The organism is Pseudarthrobacter raffinosi, from assembly GCF_023913735.1.
In the GTDB taxonomy this organism is placed as follows: Bacteria; Actinomycetota; Actinomycetes; order Actinomycetales; family Micrococcaceae; genus Arthrobacter; species Arthrobacter raffinosi.
The window spans coordinates 71,067-90,776 of the sequence record NZ_JAMXBH010000020.1 but is presented as its reverse complement, the minus strand read 5'-3'; the positions used below and the strand labels follow the sequence as shown (position 1 = coordinate 90,776).

General features: G+C 66.5%; 18 protein-coding genes. 6 read left to right on the top strand and 12 right to left on the bottom strand.

Features of this window, described 5'->3' with window-relative positions; translation table 11 throughout:
* A partial coding sequence (locus tag NG698_RS17430; RefSeq protein ID WP_252611267.1) for a hypothetical protein occupies nucleotides 1-402 on the top strand: 402 nt, incomplete at its 5' end.
* Between the two features lie 17 nt (nucleotides 403-419).
* On the opposite strand, the gene tyrS is transcribed toward NG698_RS17430, so the two are convergent.
* Together tyrS and NG698_RS17420 are read right to left on the bottom strand one after the other, a co-directional pair.
* The gene (tyrS, locus tag NG698_RS17425; protein WP_058929431.1) at nucleotides 420-1,733 is read right to left on the bottom strand and encodes a tyrosine--tRNA ligase; all 1,314 of its coding nucleotides are present in this window, start codon (nucleotides 1,731-1,733) and stop codon (nucleotides 420-422) included.
* Between the two features lie 79 nt (nucleotides 1,734-1,812).
* Complete coding sequence (locus tag NG698_RS17420; RefSeq protein ID WP_252611265.1) at nucleotides 1,813-4,041, bottom strand: HelD family protein; 2,229 nt, start codon at nucleotides 4,039-4,041, stop codon at nucleotides 1,813-1,815.
* A 155-nt stretch (nucleotides 4,042-4,196) separates the two neighbouring features.
* On the opposite strand from NG698_RS17420, the gene NG698_RS17415 reads away from it, so the two are divergent.
* Complete coding sequence (locus NG698_RS17415) at nucleotides 4,197-4,832, top strand: GNAT family N-acetyltransferase (RefSeq protein WP_252602022.1); 636 nt, start codon at nucleotides 4,197-4,199, stop codon at nucleotides 4,830-4,832.
* On the opposite strand, the gene NG698_RS17410 is transcribed toward NG698_RS17415, so the two are convergent.
* Nucleotides 4,802-5,452 (bottom strand): DNA-3-methyladenine glycosylase, encoded by a 651-nt coding sequence (locus NG698_RS17410; RefSeq protein WP_252602025.1) that lies wholly within the window; start codon nucleotides 5,450-5,452, stop codon nucleotides 4,802-4,804. The two genes, NG698_RS17415 and NG698_RS17410, sit on opposite strands and share 31 nt — an antisense overlap.
* A gap of 78 nt (nucleotides 5,453-5,530) precedes the next feature.
* Between NG698_RS17410 and NG698_RS17405 the strand changes: the two genes are divergently transcribed.
* Both NG698_RS17405 and NG698_RS17400 read left to right on the top strand, forming a co-directional pair.
* A complete protein-coding gene (locus NG698_RS17405; protein ID WP_252611264.1) occupies nucleotides 5,531-7,054 on the top strand; it encodes an AlkA N-terminal domain-containing protein in 1,524 nt (507 codons plus the stop codon).
* Nucleotides 7,051-7,572, top strand: a complete 522-nt coding sequence (locus NG698_RS17400) for a methylated-DNA--[protein]-cysteine S-methyltransferase (protein ID WP_252611262.1) — start codon at nucleotides 7,051-7,053, stop codon at nucleotides 7,570-7,572. Before NG698_RS17405 ends, NG698_RS17400 begins: the two co-directional genes overlap by 4 nt.
* Before the next feature lie 2 nt (nucleotides 7,573-7,574).
* Here NG698_RS17400 and NG698_RS17395 read toward each other — a convergent pair whose 3' ends face one another.
* The 9 genes from NG698_RS17395 to argC all read right to left on the bottom strand — a co-directional run bounded on the left by NG698_RS17395 (nucleotide 7,575) and on the right by argC (nucleotide 17,290).
* The gene (locus NG698_RS17395) at nucleotides 7,575-8,342 is read right to left on the bottom strand and encodes a maleylpyruvate isomerase family mycothiol-dependent enzyme (protein ID WP_252602033.1); all 768 of its coding nucleotides are present in this window, start codon (nucleotides 8,340-8,342) and stop codon (nucleotides 7,575-7,577) included.
* 150 nt (nucleotides 8,343-8,492) lie between these two features.
* Nucleotides 8,493-9,932, bottom strand: coding sequence for an argininosuccinate lyase (gene argH / locus NG698_RS17390; protein WP_252602035.1), 1,440 nt, complete (start codon nucleotides 9,930-9,932; stop codon nucleotides 8,493-8,495).
* 6 nt (nucleotides 9,933-9,938) lie between these two features.
* Nucleotides 9,939-11,144, bottom strand: a complete 1,206-nt coding sequence (locus NG698_RS17385) for an argininosuccinate synthase (RefSeq protein ID WP_252602038.1) — start codon at nucleotides 11,142-11,144, stop codon at nucleotides 9,939-9,941.
* Between the two features lie 107 nt (nucleotides 11,145-11,251).
* Nucleotides 11,252-11,788, bottom strand: coding sequence for an arginine repressor (locus tag NG698_RS17380; protein ID WP_056343008.1), 537 nt, complete (start codon nucleotides 11,786-11,788; stop codon nucleotides 11,252-11,254).
* Nucleotides 11,788-12,825 carry an ornithine carbamoyltransferase gene (argF, locus tag NG698_RS17375; protein ID WP_252602045.1) on the bottom strand — a complete coding sequence of 346 codons (1,038 nt, stop codon included), beginning with the start codon at nucleotides 12,823-12,825 and terminating at the stop codon, nucleotides 11,788-11,790. The genes NG698_RS17380 and argF overlap by 1 nt, the downstream gene beginning before the upstream one ends.
* Nucleotides 12,822-14,096, bottom strand: coding sequence for an acetylornithine transaminase (locus NG698_RS17370; RefSeq protein ID WP_252611260.1), 1,275 nt, complete (start codon nucleotides 14,094-14,096; stop codon nucleotides 12,822-12,824). The genes argF and NG698_RS17370 overlap by 4 nt, the downstream gene beginning before the upstream one ends.
* Entirely contained in the window at nucleotides 14,093-15,052 is a 960-nt protein-coding gene (argB, locus tag NG698_RS17365; protein ID WP_252611258.1) for an acetylglutamate kinase, read from the bottom strand. Before argB ends, NG698_RS17370 begins: the two co-directional genes overlap by 4 nt.
* A gap of 43 nt (nucleotides 15,053-15,095) precedes the next feature.
* Nucleotides 15,096-16,262 carry a bifunctional glutamate N-acetyltransferase/amino-acid acetyltransferase ArgJ gene (gene argJ, locus NG698_RS17360; RefSeq protein WP_252611255.1) on the bottom strand — a complete coding sequence of 389 codons (1,167 nt, stop codon included), beginning with the start codon at nucleotides 16,260-16,262 and terminating at the stop codon, nucleotides 15,096-15,098.
* Nucleotides 16,259-17,290: an N-acetyl-gamma-glutamyl-phosphate reductase gene (gene argC / locus NG698_RS17355; RefSeq protein ID WP_252602056.1), complete on the bottom strand. Its 1,032-nt coding sequence runs from the start codon at nucleotides 17,288-17,290 to the stop codon at nucleotides 16,259-16,261. Before argC ends, argJ begins: the two co-directional genes overlap by 4 nt.
* A 176-nt stretch (nucleotides 17,291-17,466) precedes the next feature.
* Here argC and NG698_RS17350 point away from each other — a divergent pair, with 176 nt between their 5' ends.
* Both NG698_RS17350 and NG698_RS17345 read left to right on the top strand, forming a co-directional pair.
* Nucleotides 17,467-18,558, top strand: a complete 1,092-nt coding sequence (locus tag NG698_RS17350; protein WP_104063390.1) for a fatty acid desaturase family protein — start codon at nucleotides 17,467-17,469, stop codon at nucleotides 18,556-18,558.
* A 161-nt stretch (nucleotides 18,559-18,719) separates the two neighbouring features.
* A complete protein-coding gene (locus NG698_RS17345; RefSeq protein WP_252611248.1) occupies nucleotides 18,720-19,682 on the top strand; it encodes a quinone oxidoreductase family protein in 963 nt (320 codons plus the stop codon).
* Nucleotides 19,683-19,710: the final 28 nt, after the last annotated feature.

Sequence of the window (19,710 nt, the reverse complement as noted above, 5' to 3'; positions counted from 1 at the left end):
ACCACACCACGGGGTGGCGGATCCAGTCAATTCAACCAATTCAATACAATAAATTGGTATCAACAAACTTGGCACACTATTGAGTTCTCAAACAACAGACACATTCGAATAATTCCCGAAACAATTCATATTCAAATGAATTATTTTGTTTCGCTTTTCTTCGCTGCGATGTTTATAGCTTATTTCATTCTTATTCACTTTGCAAATCCGGGTTATTTTCCCGATATTCACTCTGTGGAACGAATCCGCCCATCAAAAAGTGAAGCTTTTCATCATTTTCGTGCTTTGCACACGATGAATTGCTTCTCTTGTGAAGGGGGTTTGTCGCCACTCAACGGCGGCGACTCAGAAAACAATACACGCTCCCCCGAGTCCGTGCAAATCGGCTGCGGAGGAGCGTGAATGGGGGCTTGCGAAGGCTAAGGAACCAGGACTTCGACAGTCGCGAGATTCTTCTTTCCGCGGCGCAGGAGCAGGTACTGGCCATGCAGCAGCTCCGATTCGGAGATGACAGCTTCCGGGTCGGAAACCTTCTCGTTGTTTACATAGGCGCCGCCTTCGCCGACGGTCCGCCGGGCCGCGGACTTGCTCTCCGACAGGCCGGATGCCACCAGCAGGTCAATGATCCCGAGGCCATCCACCTGGATGCGGGCGGACGGAAGCTCCGACGTGGCTGCTTCCAGGGTTGGCCGGTCCAGGGCGGACAGGTCACCGTTGCCAAAAAGTGCAGCGGACGCCGCGATGACTTTCTCCGTTGCCTCCACACCGTGGACCAGGGAAGTCACTTCGAACGCCAGCTTCCGCTGGCCTTCCCGGGCAAAGGGACGTTCGGCAACGGCAGCTGCCAGCGTTTCGATTTCAGCGCGGCTCAGGAAAGTGAAGACCTTCAGCCGGTCCACAACGTCAGAGTCGGCGGTGTTCAGCCAGAACTGGTAGAAGGCGTACGGGCTGCACATGCCGGCGTCGAGCCAGATGGCGTTGCCTTCACTCTTGCCGAACTTGGTGCCGTCCGAGTTGGTGATCAGCGGCGTGCCCAGGGCGTGCACACTCTTACCCTCAACCTTGCGGATGAGTTCAGTGCCGCTGGTGAGGTTGCCCCACTGGTCCGAGCCGCCGGTCTGCAGCATGCAGCCGTAGTCCCGGAACAGCTGGAGGTAGTCCATGCCCTGCAGGATCTGGTAGCTGAATTCGGTGTAGCTGATGCCCTCGTCCGAACTGAGGCGGGACGCAACAGCATCCTTGCGGAGCATGGTGCCGACCCGGTAGTGCTTTCCGATCTCGCGCAGGAAGTCGATGGCGCTCAACGGCGCGGTCCAGTCGAGGTTGTTGACCATGCGGGCGGCGCTGGCGCCATCGAAGCTAAGGAAGCGGCGGACCTGGGCCTGCAGGTAGCCCACCCATTCGTTAACGGTGTCCTTGGTGTTCAGCGTGCGCTCGGCGGTGGGCCGCGGATCGCCGATCAGTCCCGTGGATCCGCCCACCAGTCCCAGCGGCTTGTGCCCTGCGAGCTGCAGGCGGCGCATAACGAGGAGTTGGACCAGGTTGCCCAGGTGCAGGCTCGGCGCGGTGGGGTCGAATCCGCAGTAATAGGTGATCGGATCACCGGCGAGGAGCTTTTCCAGTTCCTCTTCATCGGTGGAGACGTGGACCAGGCCTCGCCACTTCAGCTCCTGCCAGACATTGGCGAAGGTGGGGTCGTTCTGCTGGGATTCGAGATCGTTGAGTTCTGACACGACTTCTAAGTTAGCAGGATCGGCGACGCCCGGCGCCGAAATGAACGGCGCCGGGCGTCAAGGGGCAGAGCGGACCGGCTCAGTCTTCGATGCCTGCCGGAATGCCTTCCGCGGCGATGAGCCGGAGCCGCTGGGTGGGCCGGGTCATGGCGACGTACAGATCGCCCACCCGGCCATGCTCGCGGTTGAGCATGACGGACGGCTCAAGCACCACAACGCCGTCGAACTCCAGGCCCTTGGCCTCGCGCGGGCTGATGACCACGATGTCCTGTTCGTAGCTGCCCGCGCCGTTGCCGATGCGCCGGCCGTACACGGCACGAAGGGCTGACGTTGCAGCCGGCAGAAGGTCGCCGTCGGCAATCACGGCGAGGAGGCCGCCGTCGAGCGCTGCCAGTTCCTCGGGGAGCACCTCCACCAAACGGTTCACCACTTGTCCGCGGTCAACCTTGTCGAAGACGGGGGCCCACCGTCCCTCGCGGACGGCCTTCGGCGCGGAAACCACGAGTCCGGCCGCGTTGGCCATGCGGGCGGCGGCCTCAGCGATCTGGGAGGGCGTCCGGTAGTTGACTGTCAGCTCCTCCAGCTGCCAGCGGTCACCGAACATGGGCGCCAGGGCCCCCTGCCAGGAGTTGGCGCCGGCGACTGAACTGGTCTGCGCGATGTCGCCCACGATGGTGAAGGATTTCAGCGGGCAACGGCGGACCAGCAGGCGCCATTGCATGGGTGAAAGCTCCTGCGCCTCATCCACCACGATGTGGCCGAATGCCCACGTGCGGTCGCTGGTGGCGCGCTCGGCGGCCGTCAGGCGGTTCTCGCGCTCCTGGTTCTGATCGGCGAGTTCCTCCGCGGAGATGAGGACATCGACACCCATGTCCCCCATGTTCACCAGTGTCTGCTTGGCGTTGGCAAGGTCCCGGGCGCGGTCGTGCTCCTGCTGTGCAAGGCCACGTCCCGCCGCCGGGTCCATTTCGCCAAGGAGCTCCGCGGCCTCGTCCAGCAGCGGGACGTCGGCCTCGGTCCAGGGCGCACCGGCGGGGCGCAGCAGCAGCGACCGCTCCCTAAGGGACAGGTTCGGTGTGCAGGCCGCCAGGACTGCGGGCTTGCTCAGAAGCTCGTTGATCAGCTTCTCCGGAGTCATCGGCATCCAGCACAGGTTCAGGACGATCCGGACGTCGCGGGCCGTGCGGACGTCTTCTGCCAGATACGAGCGGTCGGCATTGTTGCCGATGCTCCCGGCCTCCACGAGATCGGTCATCTGCTCGGTCAGTTCGCGGAGCAGAATTTTGATAAACGTCAGGCGCGCCTCGTTGTGCGGCTTGCCGGTGGACCGGGCACGTTCGCGCGCACGGCTTACCTGCCGCCGCGTCAGCACCAGCTTGCGGCCGTCGACGTCCAGGACACGGTCCTCGGCGGGGATCCGCTGCCGGTTCGCCACCGCATTGGCCACAACCTTCACCATGTCCAGCCGCCCCTTGATGGCCGCGACCTCTGCCTCAGGTTCGGCAACCGCTTTGATCCCGGGCATCAGGCGACCCACGCTGGCCATGACCACGCCGGTCTCACCGAGCGAGGGAAGAACACGTTCGATGTACTTCATAAAGGACGACGACGGGCCCACGAGCAGCACGCCAGCAGTCTTCAGCCGATCCCGGTGCGTGTAGAGCAGGTACGCGGCCCGGTGCAGCGCCACAGCAGTCTTACCGGTACCGGGACCACCCTGCACTACGAGGGCACCGGAAATGGAGGACCGGATGATGCGGTCCTGCTCGGACTGGATGGTGCCGACGATGTCGGACATCCGGCCCGTGCGCTTGGAATCCAGAGCCGCCAGCAATGCTCCTTCGCCCTGCAGCGAGGCGTCGTCCGCGAGCATGTCCGCATCAAGGACGTCGTCCTCGATGGCCTTGACTTCCCGGCCCTGCAGAATCAGGTGCCGCCGGCGGCGGACGCCCTGCCGGTCAAACGCCGTTGCCTGGTAGAAGTGGCCGGCTTCGGGCGCGCGCCAGTCCACCATGAGCCGCTGGAGGTCATCGGTGGTCAGGCCGATGCGCCCAATGTACTGGGCCTCACCGGAATCCAGGTCGAGGCGGCCGAAGACCAGGCGGTCGTCGACGGCGTCGAGCTGGGCGAGGCGGTCCTCGTAGAGCGCGGCGAAGGCGTCGCGTTCGGAGACATTCTGCATGGTGCCCACGGCACCGGCCCGGCGGACCTGTGCCAACTGCTGGCGCTTTTCCGTGCGGAGCTCTTCCAGCCGCGCGTACAGGCCGGCAACATAGTTCCGTTCGTGGGCCAAATCGGCGTCGAGCATTTAAACGTTCCCCTATCGCAAAAGACAGACCGTCCATTCTACAACCATTTCGGTTAACGCGCCCGCCGGTCCCCTGCCCCGGAAGTCACCCAATGTTCACTTTCAGGCCGCACACTTCCGTAGCCGTTCCGCCCCGTGAGTGATTCAATACTGCAATGCACCACGAGAACGTCCTGACCGGATACGGGCTTTCCCTCCTTCCGTTGGCACCGCACCATGCCGAAGGGCTGTTTGACTTCGTGGACGCCGCGATGTGGGCAGGAATGGCCGCGGCCCTGCCGGCCACGGCGCACGAGCTTTCAGGGCTGTTTGCCGCCAGGATTGAGGACCCGGCCAGCCTGGCCTTCGCCGTGACGGACCAGCGGACCGGGGCCCTCCTGGGCACAACCGCGCTGAATGCGTTCGATGCCGCCCAGCAGCGCGTGGAAGTTGGCGGCACCTTCTTTGGACGGCAGTTCTGGGGCACGCACGTAAATCCCGCCAGCAAACACGCCCTGCTCGCCTTTGCGTTCGACGGCCTTCAGGTTCAGCGCGTTGCGTTTCGCTGCGACGCACGTAATGTGCGCAGCGCCGCAGCCATCGAACGGCTGGGGGCAACGTTCGAGGGCCTGCTGCGCAGCCACCGCCTGGCGCCTGACGGCACACGGGCGGATTCCGCTGTGTTCTCGGTCCTGGGGCAGGAATGGCCCGCGGTCCAGCAGCGCCTCCAGCACCGGTTGGCACCGTTCGCCCTGGCGGGAGACCACCCGGGCGGGACGGATTATGCCCGGCGCACCTTCGCCGCCTTGTAGCGGGACACGGTGGGATCCCCTGGCAGCCAGAAGCGCCAGGGATACGTCGCGGAGCCGCCGTCGCCGGAGACGCCCACCCTCGGCCCGGAACTGAACACGGGAGCGGGTACCGAAGGCAGCCGCAGCTCGAAGGGGTCAGCCAGCGCATCCCGGCCGCTGTCGGCTGTAGTGAGGGCCAGCGTGGTGGCCAGCCGGGCAGGGCCGCTCGCCAGGTCGAGGGCCGATTTCGACGTCGGACGCCGCACCATCGCGAGGTGCTGCCCCTCCACCACCTCGCCCGCCCGCAGCAGGACGGCAGATGCGGTGCCCGCCGGGCCGCAGACGATGTTGGCGCAGTAGTGCATGCCATACGTGAAGTAGACGTAGAGGTGGCCGGCCGGGCCGAACATGGGCGCGTTGCGGGCCGTGGGGCCACGGAAAGTGTGGGAGCCGGGATCCGGATGCGACGAGTCGCCGGGACCCATGTACGCCTCCACCTCGGTGATCCGCACAGCCACAGTTCCCTCGTGGCTGTGGTGGGTCAGTACGGATCCCAGCAGCCGCGGAGCGACCCTCCGGGCGTCGCCGGACAGCAGTTCGCGGAGCTGATCCGGGCTGGCGGGACTCAGGCTGGCGGTCATGGTCCGACTCTATCGAACGCCACGGCCGTGTCCGATTTCCGCTAGCAGTCCCGGTCGCTGGCTGGCAGGATGGAGGGCATGGACTTCTGGCAGCGCTACCGCGCGATTGACGCGCGGGACACCCGGTTCGACGGGCAGTTCTACACTGCTGTCCGGACCACCGGCATCTACTGCCGCCCGTCCTGCCCCGCCAGGACCCCGAAAGCCGTGAACGTCACCTTCTACGAAACCTCTGCCGCAGCGCACGACGCCGGCTACCGGGCGTGCAAGCGCTGCCTCCCCGAAGCAGTGCCAGGCACGCCTGCGTGGAACATCCGGCAGGACCTTGCGGGCCGCGCGATGCGCCTGATCAACGACGGCGTGATCAACCGGGACGGGGTGGAGGGCCTCGCCGCCCGGCTGGGATACTCCTCCCGCCAGCTCAACCGGATCCTCAGCCACGAACTCGGCGCCGGCCCGCTCTCCCTGGCCCGGGCCAGCCGCGCCCAAACCGCCCGCACCCTGTTGGTGTCCACAGCGATGAAGCTGGCGGACATCGCATTCGCGTCCGGCTTCAGCAGCGTCCGCCAGTTCAACGACACCATGGTGGAGGTGTTTGCCATGACGCCCACTGCCCTGCGCGCGACCGCCAGGCGCCACCGCTCCCCTGCCGCCGCGACGTCGCTGGCGTTGAGCCTGCCGTACCGCGAACCGTTCGATCCCGGCATCTTTTCCTTCCTCGCCGTCAGGGCGATCCCCGGGATTGAGGCGGGGACGCCGACGTCGTACGCCCGTACTTTGCAGCTTCCGCATGGCGATGCCCGCTTCAGCGTGACTTACGACGACGGCGCTCCCGGACGGCCGCTGACCCTCACCATCGGCGCGGTGGACCTCCGGGACCTGCCCGCACTGCTGAGCAGGGTACGCCGGCTCTTCGACCTCGACGCCGATCCGGTAGCCATCGACAGTGCCCTGTCCCAGGAGCCCCGCCTGGCCACCTCGGTTGCCAGTGCGCCGGGCATCAGGATGCCCGGCGCGTTGGATCCGCAGGAGCTGCTCATCCGGGCAATGATCGGGCAGCAAATCACCGTGGCTGCGGCCCGGACCGCACTGACGCAGCTGGCCGCTGCCGGCAGTCCCAGCGCGGTTCCCGGCGAGGGCCTTGACCGGCTGTTTCCCACCGCGGCCGAAATCGCCGAGGCCGGCTACCCGCTGCTGCGCGGTCCGCAACGCCGGATTGACGCCATCCGTTCCGCCGCGTCGGCCCTGGCTGGTGGTCAACTGGATTTTGGCTACGGGGACGATCTGCCCGGGCTCAGCGCCAAGCTGATTCCCCTTCCCGGGGTGGGCCCGTGGACCGTGGGGTACGTGGCAATGCGTGTCCTCGGCGCGCCGGACGTGTTTCTGGCCAACGACGCCGCGGTGCGAAACGGCATCCGGGCGCTCGCCCCAGCCCTCACGAACCAAAACGGCGGCGGCGTTAAGGCGCCTGGCGTTACGCCAAGCCCCGATTTCCGCGAGGTCAGCCCGTGGCGGTCCTACGCCACCATGCACCTGTGGCGCGCCGCGGAGTCCAAATCCTCCAAACCTATACAAGCCGTTCCAGAGAAAGCGATGCTATGAAAGCCCAGCTGTTAGTGATGTCCACCCCGGACGGACCGTTCACCATCCTTGCCCAGGACGGCGTGGTCCTCGCCTCGGGCTGGACCGCCGAGCCGGGTGAGCTGACCGGCCAGATCCACCCCGAGCTGCGGCCGGGCGACGTCGAAGCGGTCACGGACCTGGGCAGCATCTCCCGGGCCGTGGAGGCCTTCTATGCCGGCGATCCCAAGCCTGCCATGACCGTCCCCGTGCGCCAGAAGTCTGGGCCGTTCCGGTCGCACGCCTGGGATGTGCTGAGGACCGTTCGTCCCGGGTCACCGGTGACGTACACCGAGTATGCCGAGCTTTCCGGAAATCCGAAGGCGGTCCGGGCCGCGGCCAGCGCGTGTGCGTTCAACGCGGCTGCCTTGTTTGTGCCGTGCCACCGCGTCATCCGCACCGACGGTTCCCTGGGCGGTTTCCGCTGGGGCCTGGCCATCAAGGAGAGCCTGCTGGCCCGCGAGGCAACAGAACGCCTGCTGGCCCGCGAAGCCGGATAGGGCTACCGCGCTGCGGGTGTCCCGGATGGCGTGGCTCCGGCAGCCGGCGTCCCGGCTGGCCAGGGCAGCAGTTCCGGGAGGTCCACGCCGTCCGCGGCGGCTGTTGCCCGCAGGCTGCCGAGCGATGGTTCACGGCCGGCCAGCCAGGCGGCAATGTCAGTGATCATCCCGCTGATAACAGTGGAACGGCCGAGTCCAAGGGTCACGGGCGGGAGCCCGAGTGGCTGCAGCACGAGTTTTTCCCCCGGCGGGACACGTGCCGCCAGGAAGTCGAAGAGGTGCTCGCAGAACTTCCGGCTCCACGTCTCGGGCCCGAGGCCCGCGTCCAGGTCCGCTGCGTGGATCACCAGCTCACGCCACAGCGCGAGGCCGCCGTCGAAGACCACTCCGCCGCGGTAGGCAATGGATGCCTGCCAGCCGGCGTCTCCTTCCAGCGAATCAAAAGCCGTCAATGCCCGGTCCAGGCCGGCCTGCAGGTCAGCCCGGTGCGCATCCGCATTGTGGCCGGCGGCCATCTCGATGGCCTTCGTGCGTCCGTCCTGGCCTCCGTCGTACAGCTCAACAGTGGCGCCGCGGGCGGCAAATTCCAGCTGCCGCGCCATGGCGTTGGAGATACCGGCGAGATGCGCCAGGACGTGCCCGCGAGTCCAGCCGGGCAGTCCCGACGTTGCTTTGACATCCTCATCGGTGAATTTCGCGGCGGTCGAGGCCACGGCGTCGGCGGCCTTATGCAGTTCGGCCAGTAGTTCTGAAGTAGTGATCTCAGTCATAGCGCCATGGTAGCCGACAGAGTTAACGACTCTTAGCGCAGAACGCTCTCTCAGTTAATGTATGAATATCGGCAACGCTCTCTCACTTTCTTGAGGAAAGTGAGAGAGCGTTGGCCAAAATGCTGCATCAACTGAGAGAGCGTTTGGGGGTTAGGCTGCGTAGTCCCGCACGCCGGCGAGCTCGCCTTCCAGCGCGAGCAGCTGGCGTTCGACGGCGGCGGGTGCGGTGCCGCCCTGTGAGTTGCGGCTGTTGAGCGACCCTTCGGTGGACAGGACCGTGCGGACCTCCGGTGTCAGGTGCTCCGAGATGGCGGCGTATTCCTCATCCGTCAGGTCCCACAACTCCACGTCGCGGCTTTCGGCCTGCTTGACCGCTGCTCCGGAGAGCTCGTGCGCCTCGCGGAACGGAACGCCCTGGCGGACCAGCCACTCGGCAATGTCCGTGGCCAGCGCGAAGCCCTGCGGTGCCAGCGACTCCATCCGTTCCGTGTTGAACTTCAGCGTCGCGATCATGCCCGAGACAGCCGGAAGCAGCAGCTCCAGGGTGTCGGCGGCGTCGAAGACCGGCTCCTTGTCCTCCTGCAGGTCGCGGTTGTACGCGAGCGGCAGGCCCTTGAGCGTGGCCAGCAGCCCGGTCAGGTTGCCGATCAGGCGCCCTGCCTTGCCGCGGGCGAGCTCGGCGACATCGGGGTTCTTCTTCTGCGGCATGATCGAGGAACCGGTGGAGTAGGAATCGTGCAGGGTCACAAAGGAGAACTCCTTCGTGGCCCACAGGATGACTTCCTCCGAGACGCGGGACAAGTCCACGCCGATCATGGCCGTAACCCACGCGAACTCGGCGAAGACGTCGCGGGATGCGGTGCCGTCAATCGAGTTGTGGGTGGCGGAGAAGAAGCCCAGGTCTGCCGCGACGGCCTCCGGGTCGAGGCCCAGGGACGAGCCCGCGAGGGCGCCGGAGCCGTAAGGCGAAACCCCCGCACGCTTGTCCCAGTCCTGGAGCCGCTGCACATCGCGCAGCAGCGCCCAGGCATGGGCGAGCAGGTGGTGGCTGAGCAGGATGGGCTGGGCATGCTGCAGGTGTGTGCGGCCGGGCATGGCCACACCCTGATGGGCCTTGGCCTGCTCCACCAGGGCCTCGATGGTTGCCAGCACGCCGCGCGCGATGATCCGGGCGTGGTCACGCAGGAACATGCGGCCCAGCGTGGCCACCTGGTCGTTGCGGGACCGGCCGGCGCGGAGCTTGCCGCCCAGCTGGGTGCCGGCGCGCTCGATCAGGCCGCGTTCCAGTGACCCGTGCACGTCCTCGTCGGACTCGGCCGGCAGGTACGCGCCGGAGGCGACGTCGTCATCCAGCCGGCCCAGGGCGTCCAGCATGCCGTCGAGTTCGGCGTCGTCCAGCAGCCCGGCCTTGTGCAGCACGCGGGCGTGCGCTTTGGAGCCGGCGATGTCGTAGCGGGCCAGCCGCCAGTCAAAGTGCGTGGACTTGCTCAGGGCCGCGAGGGCGTCCGCGGGGCCGCCGGCGAACCGGCCGCCCCACAGTGCGCCGGTGTTGGTCGCGTCGGATTTCGGGGTTTCGACAGGCTCAACCACCGATATTTACTTTCCTGCGACGCGGATATCGCGGCCTGAGGCAACCTTGGCGGACATGCCCCACAGCTCGATGAAGCCGCGCGCCATGGACTGGTCGAACGTGTCGCCGGTGTCGTAGGTGGCGAGGTCGAAGTCGTAGAGCGAGGTCTCGGAGCGGCGGCCGTTGACGATCGCCTGTCCACCGTGCAGCACCATGCGGATGTCGCCGGTGACGTACTTCTGGGTGTCTTCGATGAACGCGTCCAGGGAGCGCTTGAGCGGTGAGAACCACTGGCCGTCGTAGACCAGCTCGGCCCAGCGCTGGCCAACAGAGGCCTTGAAGCGGGCCTGCTCGCGCTCGACGGTGATGTCCTCGAGGTGCTTGTGCGCGGTGATCAGCGCCATGGCACCGGGGGCTTCGTAGATTTCGCGGGACTTGATGCCCACGAGGCGGTCCTCGACGACGTCGATCCGGCCCACGCCCTGCGCGCCGGCACGGCGGTTCAGTTCCTTGATGGCCTGCAGCGGGGTGACCCGGACGCCGTCGATCGCTACCGGCACGCCGGCTTCGAAGGAAATGGTGACCTCATCCGGGGCCGGCGGGAACTCCGGCGTCGCGGTGTAGTCGTAGATGTCCTTGGTGGGCGCGTTCCAGATGTCCTCGAGGTAACCGGTTTCGACGGCGCGTCCCCAGACGTTCTGGTCGATCGAGTACGGGTTCTTCTTGGTGGTCTCGATCGGCAGTCCCTTTTCCTCGGCGAAGGCGATGGCCTTGTCGCGGGTGAGGGCGAGGTCGCGGACCGGTGCGATGCACTTCAGGTCCGGGCCGAGGGTCTGGATGCCCACCTCAAAGCGGACCTGGTCGTTGCCCTTGCCGGTGCAGCCGTGGGCCACGGTGGTGGCGCCGAATTCACGGGCGGCCTTGACCAGGTGCTTGACGATGACCGGCCGGGAGATGGCCGAAACCAGCGGGTAGTGGCCCTGGTAGAGGGCGTTGGCCTTCAGCGTGGGCATGCAATATTCGTTGGCGAACTCGTCGGACGCGTCGGCCACGTAGGCTTCGACGGCGCCGCAGCCGAGGGCGCGCTGGCGGATGGTCTCCAGCGACTCGCCGCCCTGTCCGACGTCGACCGCCACGGCGATGACCTCGGCACCGGTGGCTTCACCGATCCAGCCGATGGCCACGGAAGTATCGAGGCCACCGGAGTAGGCCAGAACAATGCGCTCAGTCACGAAAATGCTCCTAATTGGGGTTGTAGATGTTGATCGGGGAAATTCTTCAGGGAAAAACGTTCTGGGGAAAGCCTGTCACACCGGGAGCGTGTTCGGGCGGTGTGGGCCTACTGGCCGCCGCCGGCTTCCTCGGCGAGCTGCAGGAACCGGACCGCGAGGTCCTGCCCGCCCTGCGGATCCCGGGAAACCAGCAGCACGGTGTCGTCACCGGCAATGGTCCCCAGGATGGAGGGCATCACCGAGTGGTCAATGGCCAGGGCCAGGAAGTTGGCCGCACCGGGCGGGGTCCGGAGCACCGCGATGTTGGCCGAGGCTTCCGCCGTGACCAGGAGTTCACTGCACAGCCGGGCAAGCCGGGCATCCAGGATCTCCTGGCTGACCCCGCTCTTGGCCGCACGTTCGCCGCCCTCGCCGGGGACGGCGTAAACCAGCACGCCTTCCTTGCCGCGGACCCGGACGGCGCCGAGTTCCACGAGGTCCCGGGACAGCGTGGCCTGGGTGACCTGTACGCCGTCGTCCGCCAGCAAAGCGGCCAGCTCCGCCTGGGAGCGCACCGATTCACCCGTCAGGATGGCGGTGATGCGCGCCTGGCGGGCCGTTTTGGTGGCCGGGCTGGAGCCCGGCGATGCCGGCGGGACGGACACTAGTTGCCAACCTCCTGTGGCGCCAGCCCGTCCACCAGGGCCAGGCCTTCGACGACGGCGAGCCCGGACTGGTGCATCAGCCAGGCCATCAGGGCCTTCTGCGCGTGCAGCCGGTTCTCGGCTTCGTCCCACACGATCGACTGCGGGCCGTCGATGACGCCCGCCGAAATCTCGTAGCCGCGGTACGCGGGCAGGCAGTGAAGCACGACGGCGTCGTCCGCCGCGTGTGCCATGGCCGCCTCATCGACGGAGTACTCCCGGAACAGCTGCAGCCGGGCTTCCTTTTCGGTTTCCTGGCCCATGGAGACCCAGGTGTCCGTGGCCACAACGTCCGCACCCTTGAGGGCAGCGGCGGCGTCGGTGGTGACCAGCACGGAACCGCCGGTCTGGGCGGCTCGTTCCTCGGCCGCGGCCACGATGTCCGCGGCCGGGAGGTAGCCTTCCGGCCCGGCGATGCGGACGTGCATCCCCGCGGTGACGCCCGCCAGGAGATACGAGTTGGCCATGTTGTTCGCGGCGTCGCCCAGGTAGGTCATGGTGAGGCCCTTGAGTTCGCCCTTGTGCTCCTTCACGGCGAGCAGGTCGGCGAGGAGCTGGCAGGGGTGGTAGTCATCGCACAGGGCGTTGATGACCGGCACCTTGGAGTTTTCCGCCATCGCCACCAGGCCCGAGTGCGCCCCGGTGCGCCACACAATGGTGGAGACCATGCGCTCCAGGACCTTGGCGGTGTCCTCGACAGATTCCTTATGGCCGATCTGTGCCTCGCCGGGGTTGATGATCAGGGCGTTGCCGCCCATGTCCGCGATGCCCGTGGCGAACGAAACGCGCGTCCGGGTGGAGGTCTTGTCGAAGATGACGGCCACGGTCTTGCGGCCGTTCCCCTCTCCGGCGAAAGGCTGCACGCTGTAGGGCGCTGCCTTCATGCGGACGGCAAGATCCAGGACTTCGGCCTGCTCAGCGGGGCTGAGGTCCGTGTCCTTCAGGAAGTGGCGGGTGCTGTTGGGTGCTGTACCGGCGGAAGAAACTAAAGGGGTCACTGCGCGTCCTTAGCTGTCTGGAGGATTGCCGGGAGGGCGGCAAGGAAGGTGCCTGCCTGGTCTTGGGTGAGGATCAGCGGCGGGGCAAGCCGGATGGTGCGCGGGCCGGCGCTATTGACGATGAAGCCGGCGTCAAGGCCGGCGGTCACCACGACGGGGGCCACGTCGGAGTCCAGGTCGAAGCCGATGAGCAGGCCTTCGCCTCGGACTTCGGTGACGCCGTCGACGGCGGCGAGTCCGGCGCGGAGGTAGTCCCCCACGGCAGCAACATTTTCCAGTACCCGCTGGCTTTCGATCGCGTGCAGCGTGGCCAGCGCGGCCGCCGTCGCCACCGGGTTGCCGCCGAAGGTGGTGCCGTGCTGGCCTGCGGTCAGCAGCGACGACGTCTGCTCACCGAACGTGAGCAGCGCGCCGATGGGGAAGCCGCCGCCGAGGCCTTTGGCCAGGGTGATGGCGTCGGGAACAATCCCGGTGTCCTCCGTAGCGAGCCATTTGCCGGTGCGGCCGATTCCGGTCTGGACCTCGTCCAGGATCAGCAGGGCGCCGGCCTTGGTGGTGGCCTCGCGGGCTGCCTTCAGGTAGCCCGGGGGCAGTGGACGTACTCCGGCTTCGCCCTGGATGGGCTCCAGGAAGACAGCGGCCACGGTCTCGTCAACTGCGGCTTCGAGGGCGTCAATGTCTCCGAACGGGATGTGGACCACACCGCCGGGCAGCGGCTCGAACGGTGCGCGGTAGGCTTCCTTGGCGGTCAGGGCCAGGGCACCCATGGTGCGGCCGTGGAAGGCACCTTCCAGGGCGATGATCTTGGTGCGCTTGCCCGCGGCGCCGTCCGGGCCCGTGCCATTGCGCCGCGCCAGTTTGAAGGCGGCCTCGACCGCTTCGGTTCCCGAGTTGGCGAAGAAAACCTTGGAGCCCGCCGGGGCGTGCGTCAGTGACAGCAGCTTTTCGGCCAGCGCGATCTGGGTGGGGCTGGTGAAGAAATTGGAGACGTGCCCCAGCGTGGCCAGCTGGCTGGAAATCACTGAGGTGACAAACGGGTGGGCGTGGCCCAGGGCATTGACGGCGATACCGCCGAGCAGGTCCAGGTATTCCTTGCCGTCGGCGTCCCAGACCAGGCAGCCGGCACCGCGGACCAGGACACGCTGCGGGGTACCAAAAACGCCCATCAGGGACGTGGCGTAGCGCTTTAGCCAATCAGCTCCGCTGGTGTGGCCAACGAGCGCGCTTGCGGCGGCCTCCGCAACGGAATGGCTTAGTTCTGTGTCGGTCACGATGCTTTCACTTCCTCGTCGGGCACGACCTGCGTGCCGATGCCCGCCGTCGTGAATGTTTCCAGGAGCATGGAATGCGGCAGACGGCCGTCCACGATGTGCGCGCGTTCCACTCCGCCGTCAATCGCCTTGAGGCATGCCTCCATCTTGGGGATCATGCCCGATTCCAAGGAGGGCAGCAGCTGGCGCAGCTCCGAGGCCGTGAGGGAGGAGATGAGGGAGGACCGGTCCGGCCAGTTGGCGTACAGTCCTTCGACGTCGGTGAGGATCACAAGCTTGGAGGCCCCCAGGGCTTCGGCGAGGGCGGCCGCGGCGGTGTCCGCGTTGACGTTGAGGACCTGCCCGGTGGTCTGGACCTCTCCGGCTGCCGTCTCGAGGCCGTCGGACTCGATTTCCGGTGCCACGGTGGAAATGACCGGGATGCGGCCCGCGGCCAGGATGTCCAGGATGCCCTCCGGGTTTACGCCGACGACTTCGCCCACCAGGCCCAGGTCCACTTCCTCGCCGTCAATGACGGTGCCGGTCCGGACGGCACGGAGCAGGCCGCCGTCTTCGCCGGACATTCCCACGGCGTAGGGGCCGTGGGAGTTGATCAGGCCCACCAGTTCGCGGCCCACCTGGCCGGTGAGGACCATCCGGACCACGTCCATGGCTTCGGGGGTGGTGACGCGGAGGCCGCCTTTGAACTCGGACTCGATGCCCAGCCGCGCCAGCATGGAGTTGATCTGCGGGCCGCCGCCGTGGACCACCACGGGGTGGATGCCCACGTGGTGCAGGAATACCACGTCTTCGGCGAAGGCACGGCGCAGCTCGTCATTAACCATGGCGTTGCCGCCGTATTTGATCACCATGGTGGTGCCGGCGAACCGTTGGATCCAGGGCAACGCCTCGATCAGCGTGCCGGCCTTGCTTTGGGCATCACTCATGGACGTCGTTTCACGGGTCTGGGTGTTCATGCGTGCAGTATCTCCAGGGTTGCTGGTGGATCTAGCGTGAGGATCAGCTCGAGTAGGCGCTGTTCTCGTGGACGTAGTCGTGGGTGAGGTCGTTGGTCCAAATGGTGGCTTCGGCATCACCGGACTGCAGGTCAATTTCCACCAGGACTTCGCGGGGTTCCAGGTCCACCAGGTTTCGGTCGTCGCCGATGCTGCCGTTGCGGCAGATCTGGATGCCGTTGATGGCGACGTTCAGCTGGTCCGGTTCGAACTCGGCGTCCGTGGTGCCCACGGCGGACAGCACGCGGCCCCAGTTAGGGTCCTTACCGAAGATGGCTGCCTTGAACAGGTTGGACCGGGCCACGGAGCGGCTGACGGTTTCGGCGTCCCGCTCGCTGGCCGCATTGAACGTGCGGATTGCGATATCGTGGCTGGCGCCTTCGGCGTCCCCGATCAGCTTGCGCGCCAGTTCAGCGCACACCTGGGTCAGCCCGGCACCAAAGGCTTCCGCGGACGGGACGGCGCCGGACGCGCCGGACGCCAGCAGCACCACGGTGTCGTTGGTGGACATGCAGCCGTCCGAATCAGCCCGGTCGAAGGTGACGCGCGTGGCATCGCGGAGGACGACGTCGAGCATTTCCGCTTCGACGTCGGCGTCGGTGGTGAGGACCACCAGCATGGTGGCCAAGCCGGGTGCCAGCATGCCGGCGCCCTTGGCGATGCCGCCTATGGTGAACTCCTGGCCGTCGGCGTCCGTGCCGATGAACAGCGCGGACTTGGGCACCGAGTCTGTGGTCATGATGGCGTTGGCCGCATCCGGCCCACCGTCGGTGCTGAGCGCTGCCGAGGCAGCTTCGACGCCCGGGAGGATCTTGTCCATGGGCAACTGCTCGCCGATCAGGCCGGTGGAACAGACAAACACGTCCGTCGCCGAGATGCCGAGGACCGCGGCCACTTTTTCGGCCGTGCTGTGGGTGTTCTGGAACCCTTGGGGACCGGTGCAGGCGTTGGCACCGCCGGAGTTGAGGACCACTGCGTCCACACGGCCGTCCGAGACGACCTGGCGGGACCAGTGGACGGGAGCCGCGGCCACACGGTTGCTGGTGAAGACGGCGGCCGCCGCCTTGGACGGGCCATCGTTGACGACCAGGGCGAAGTCCGGCTTACCGGACGTCTTCAGGCCGGCGGTGACGCCTGCGGCGCGGAATCCCAGGGGGGCGGTAACGGTCACGGTGCAACTCCCTGCAGGTTGAGGCCGGCGGTTTCCGGCAGGCCAAGGGCAATGTTCATGGACTGCACGGCGCCGCCGGCAGTTCCCTTGGTCAGGTTATCAATGACGCATGTCACAACCACGCGGCCCGTGTGCTCATCCAGCGCCAACTGCATGGCCGCGTGGTTGGAGCCCTGGACCGACTTGGTGGCGGGCCACTGCCCTTCCGGCAGGAGGTGGACAAACGGTTCGTCGTCGTAGGCATCAGCCCACGCCTGGCGGAGGTCCGCCGCCGAGGTGCCGGGCTTGACCTTCGCGGTGGCAGTGGTGAGGATGCCGCGGCTCATAGGCGCGAGCGTCGGGGTGAAGGACACCGTGACACTCTCGCCGGCAGCATTGGAGAGGCCCTGTTCAATCTCGGGGGTGTGGCGGTGGCCGCCGCCCACGCCGTACGGGCTCATGGAGCCCATCACCTCAGAACCGATGAGGTTCACCTTCGCGGCCTTGCCCGCACCCGAGGTGCCGGAGGCGGAAATGATCACGACGTCGTCGGGCTGGAGCATTTTGGCGGCGAACCCGGGCGCCAGTGCCAGGAGGGCCGACGTCGGGTAGCAGCCCGGGACGGCGATCCGCGTGGCGCCCTTGAGGGCCTCGCGCTGGCCGGGGAGCTCCGGCAGACCGTAGGGCCACGTTCCGGCGTGGGCCGAGCCGTAGAATTTTTCCCACGCGGTTGGATCCTCGAGGCGGTGGTCTGCGCCGGCGTCGATCACAACTGTGCCTTCGGGGAGCTGTGCCGCGATCTCGGCGGAAGCACCGTGAGGAAGTGCCAGGAACACCACATCGTGCCCGGAGAGATTCTCCACGGTGGTGTCTTCCAGGATGCGGCTGGCCAGTCCGTGCAGGTGCGGCTGCAGCTCGCCAAGGCGGGAGCCTGCGTTGCTGTGCGCGGTGATGGCACCGATGGTCACGTCCGGATGTCCCGCCAGGAGCCGCAGGACTTCTCCCCCGGCGTAGCCGCTGGCACCGGAGACGGCAACAGAAATAGTCATGCCGTGAATCTTACAGCAAAAGTATTCAGTGTGCCCGATATTTATGCATCGATGTCGGCATCGATTCCCCGGGGGCCGCTGGACAAGCAGGCGTAAGATGGGGTGAGGGTGATCATGACCGTGCAGTCCGAATGTCGGCTGCAGCGTTGCCCGAAACAGTTACGAGGCCCCGCTCCATGACCACCACCCTTCCCACGTCAGAGCGCCCAAAATCGCGTGTCCGGCAGCCCAACGCCGTTGTCCTGAGCTATTCGGAGCTGTTGAAGAGCGTCAAGGCTGAAGGCCTGCTGGAACGCCGCGTCGGTTTCTACATCACGCTCTTTGCCAGCCTGGTACTCCTCATGGCCGCCACCTGGTTCGGTTTTGCCCTGATCGGCGACAGCTGGTTCCAGCTCCTCATCGCCGCGGCCGTCGGGGTCCTCTGCACACAGCTGAGTTTCCTGGCCCACGAGGCCGGGCACCGCCAGATCTTCGCGTCGCGCCGGGCCAACGACTGGACCGCCCGGATCCTGGCCACCTCGGTTGCCGGCATGAGCTATTCCTGGTGGGAGCAGAAGCACGGCGCCCACCACAACCACCCCAACGTCATTTCGAAGGATCCTGACATTGCCACGGGGGCCATCGCCTTCCACACCGAAGGTGCCGCCACGCGGCAGGGCAGGTTTTCGTTCCTGACCCGCAAGCAGGGCTGGTTCTTCTTCCCGCTACTGTTCCTTGTTGGCCTGGGGCTGCAGATCGATTCCGTGAAGTTCGTCTTCCGCCGGGCCAAGGTGACACACCGATGGGTAGAGCTTCCCATTTTGCTGGTCCGGCTTAGCCTCCTGCCCGTGCTGGCCTTCACGTTCCTGCCGCTCGGAATGGCGTTCGCGTTCATCGGCGTGCAGCTCGCCGTCTTCGGTTTCTACATGGGTGCTTCCTTCGCGCCGAACCACAAGGGCATGCCGGTCCTGCCCGCGGACAGCCGCGTGGACTTCTTCAGCCGCCAGGTCCTGACGTCACGGAACATCTCCGGTGGCCGGTTTATGGACATCCTGCTCGGCGGCCTGAATCGCCAGGCTGAGCACCACCTCTTCCCGGACATGGCACGCCCCCAGCTGGATAAGGCAGCCAAGATTGTCCGCGAGTACTGCAAGAAGCACCAGGTTCCCTACACGGAAACCACGCTGCTGCAGTCCTACGGCATCATCGTCCGATACCTGAACGATGTAGGCCTTGCTGCAGGACGCCACTTCGAGTGCCCCATGGCAACGGTGACCCGGCGGTTCTAGCACGCACCCCGAGCCACGCGGGCTCCCCCGAATGACTCTGCCCCGTATGACCCGAAGCGACGGCCGGCTACCGGCCGTCGCTTCGTCGTCGGTAGCGGTATCCCTAGGATGGTCAGAGACACCGGCCGCGGGAAACCCCCGCCCGGAGAGGAGACCTTTTTATGCAAGCCATCGTTGCCCGCCAGTCCGGAGGTCCGGAAGTCCTCGAGATCGCCGAGGTGGACCGACCGACGCCGGGTCCCGGCCAGTTGCTCATCAAGGTGGCGGCAGCCGGGGTGAACTTCATCGACACCTACCAGCGCGGGGGCATGTACCAGGTCCCGTTCCCCTTTACGCCTGGCTCGGAAGCCGCTGGGACTGTAGAAGAGCTCGGCGAAGGCACCGAAAACTTCGCAGTCGGCAGCAGGGTGGCCACGGCCGAGGCCACTAAATGCTACGCCGGCTACGCGGTGCTCGATGCGGCCAAGGCACTTCCGGTGCCGGACGGCGTCGACGACCTAACGGCGGCTGCCTTGCCGCTCCAAGGCATGACCGCCCACTACCTCATCAATTCCTCCTTCAAGGTCGAACCGGGCCACACAGTACTGACGCACGCGGGTGCCGGCGGCGTCGGCCTGCTGCTGATCCAGCTGCTGAAGGAGAGGGGCGCCCGTGTCATCACTACGGTTTCCTCGGAGGCCAAGGAAGAACTTGCCCGCGACGCCGGGGCCGACCATGTGCTGCGGTACGAGGGCTTCCCCCACCATGTCCGCGAACTCACCAACGGGAAGGGCGTGGACGTGGTGTACGACGGCGTCGGCCGGAACACCTTTGACGGGTCCCTCTCCTGCCTCCGCACACGAGGCATGCTGGTCCTGTTCGGGGCAGCCTCCGGGGCCGTTCCGCCGGTGGATCCGCAGCGCCTCAACGCCGGCGGTTCGCTGACGCTGACGCGTCCGTCCCTAGCCCACTTCCTGCTCAACGAGCAGGAGCGCCGCTGGCGCTCGGCGGAGATCTTCGCCGCCGCAGAAAAGGGGCACTTGAACGTACGGATCGGCGCCACCTACCCACTGGCCGAGGCACGGCGTTCCCATGAGGACCTCGAGGGCCGGCGCACCACGGGCAAGGTCCTGCTGGTTCCCTAATGGATACAGGCAGCGCGCGTGAACAGAA